The 2,543-nt window shown below is 65.6% G+C and carries 1 protein-coding gene and 1 pseudogene; both read right to left on the bottom strand.

Annotation, left to right across the window (positions count from 1 at the left end; genetic code table 11):
• Positions 1-243 precede the first annotated feature (243 nt).
• Positions 244-924: a transporter substrate-binding domain-containing protein gene (locus BRAS3809_RS24190; RefSeq protein ID WP_240535759.1), complete on the bottom strand. Its 681-nt coding sequence runs from the start codon at positions 922-924 to the stop codon at positions 244-246.
• Positions 925-1,276: 352 nt separating this feature from the next.
• Positions 1,277-2,543, bottom strand: a pseudogene (locus BRAS3809_RS24185) (carboxypeptidase-like regulatory domain-containing protein); the annotation flags it as partial.

Here is a 2,543-nt window from a genome sequence, read left to right as displayed (position 1 = left end):
TCACACCAGATGCGCTTCTTCGTTGACCCGGAGAAAACAATCGCGCGCTCGTTACGATCGGATCGCCGCAGGAGCTCCCGGACCCGCATTCATGCGGGCCGATCGGCCGCGTCGACGGTGAATTTGCCAGCTGTCTCACCGCCCGCCGGTCGGAGATAGAAGGAATTCCAGGCCGGCAAAAATACGATTTGGCATTGGCGGTCATAAGCGGAAGATATGGCGATGCCGGAGTTCGCGGCGACGTCACGGCACAACCTTTGCGGTCACGAAGCCGCTGCGATCGAGCGCGCGGCGCACCGTGCCATTCGCCTTGGCATCTGCGAGGAATCGCGCCGCCCACTCGCGAGCGGCCGCTTTCCCCTTCGGCACCACCACCACGACGCCGGTAGATTGAATCACCTCGGGGAGCACGCGGCTGCCGGGCAGTCGCCTCGACAATTCATCCAGTGCCTCCATCCCCATGGCGAGGGCGTCGAGCTGGCCCTGACCGATCAGTTCGGCGGCCGCCTCGGGCTTGATGAACTTCGTGACGCCGGCATACTTCATGCTCGCTTCGACGGTCCGCGATGTCGAGGTGCCTTCGATGCAGCCGACCCGGATTCCCGGACGGTCGATCTCGGCAGCCGAGGTGATGTCCGAGCCTGCGCGAACGAGATAGCCGCTCATATAGGCGACGTAAGCGGGGCCTTGATCGACGAACTGCTCCCGCTTCCGGTCTGCGGGCATGAAGGAGATGTCCCAGGCCCCCTTGCTGCCTGCGGCCGCGATCTCGTCCGAGCTCTGATATTCAACAAGCTCGAGCGGCAGATCGAGCTTGGCTGCAGCCGCCTTGGCAAGCTCGACCGTGACGCCGACCGGCTTGCCCGTCACCGGATCGCGAGTCGTCCAGAACGCCGAGGCGGCTGGACCGACTGCGACTGCCACGCGCAGCGTCGGGCCTGAAGCGATTTCGCCCGCGCTCTGCGCAGCCGCGCCGGCCATGATGGCCCAGCACCCGATGCAGAGGCTTGCGACGACGCGGCGAAGCCATGAGCGCGCATCTAGCGGCGGCATGCGACGTCTCCCTCGGTCGAACATTGTGCAACAGTCAGGTCGTTCATCGCGTTGGAGTCCAGAACAACGGGATCACCAGCCTCCGTGCCGAACGGAATGGTGACGGTCTGCTTCAACTCGCAACTCATCCGCGCGCGCCGCAAGCTCGCGCTGATCGACTGCGAAAAATGCGGCGCCTCGGCGTGCGGATGGGACGATATCGCCGTCCTGGTGGACGATCGCTTCAGTGGGCCAGCGGATCCGGCCGCATCTGCACCTTGTAGACCTTCGGCGACGCCTCCTTGCCGCCCTCGCCATGGAAGCTCGTGCGGGTGCCGGTCGTGGTCCAGAGCCCGCGCCCTTTCCAGCCGGCGCCGGGATCGTCGATGCGGCCATCGACATTCTTGGTGAAGAAGCCGAGCGGATAGGGATTGCGCATGTTGACGAACTGGCCATCGACCAGCGCGAGCAGAGACTCGCTGCCATTGGCGCTCGCGATCGGCACGTTGGCACCCAGCCCGAACGTGTTGTAGCGATCCACCCAGACGTAATAGGCGTGGTTGGCGCTTCCCTTCGGATCCAGGCCGCTGAACTGGGGACCGGGCATCCGCCAGATCTTCCAACCTTCGGGACACTGCTTGCCTTCGGCGGCGGTCGGTCCGTTCAGCGGCCCCTTGCAGAGCCTGCGATCGAAGCTCGCGAAATGTCCGCTGGACAGCACCGTCCAGACCACGCCATCGAGCCCGATGTCGATCCCCCGCGGACCGAAGGTCCCCTCGGGTGGCTGATAGACTTCGGCAAGCGCCGTGTTGGCGGGGTCGGGCCCCGGCACGACGCGGATCAGATAACCGGGCTGGTCGACGCGCGAGAAGCCGCGGTCCATCGCCTGGCCCCAGATCGCGTCGTCGACCGGACTGGGCATGATGCCGTAGAACGACGCGGCGATACGCTTGTCCTTGGTCGGATCGACCGGATCCTTGTGCTCGACATAGGCGTCACGCTTGCCGTTGCCGTTGGTGTCGATGATCAGCGGGGTCCACCCCTGCGCCTTGATGGCGTCCCCGCTGGCGCGGAACTGCCTGGTGTCGAGCCAGCCGACGAGGCCGCCGCCCAGCGCGGGGCCGCCGGAGCTGGTCCAGAGGGTCTGGTTGGCATCGTCGTCGAAATAGAGGTGGTGCGTCGTGAAGCACGTATTGATCAGATCCCACTTCGCGGTGACCGGGTCGAAGCGCGACAACTGGCGCAGCGATGTCGCCTGGGGCGCGACCTTGGCCGACGGCAGGTCCGAGCCCTGCTTGCAATAGTCCGGATTCGCCGGCGGCCGCAGCCGCGCCGTGAACCAGACCTTGCCCTGCTCGTCCATCATCACATTGTGGATGCTGGTGTGGCCATCCCAGATCGGATCGTCTCCCCAGTAGGCGGACGTCCCGCGCGGCGCATCCGTCGATGACGGCGTCGCCGGGTCGAGATACGGATGCTTGATCGTGGCCGCGATATTCCTGACGGGATCG

The organism is Bradyrhizobium sp. STM 3809, from assembly GCF_000239795.1.
In the GTDB taxonomy this organism is placed as follows: domain Bacteria; phylum Pseudomonadota; class Alphaproteobacteria; order Rhizobiales; family Xanthobacteraceae; genus Bradyrhizobium.
This window is presented reverse-complemented; position numbering and strand designations above follow the sequence as displayed.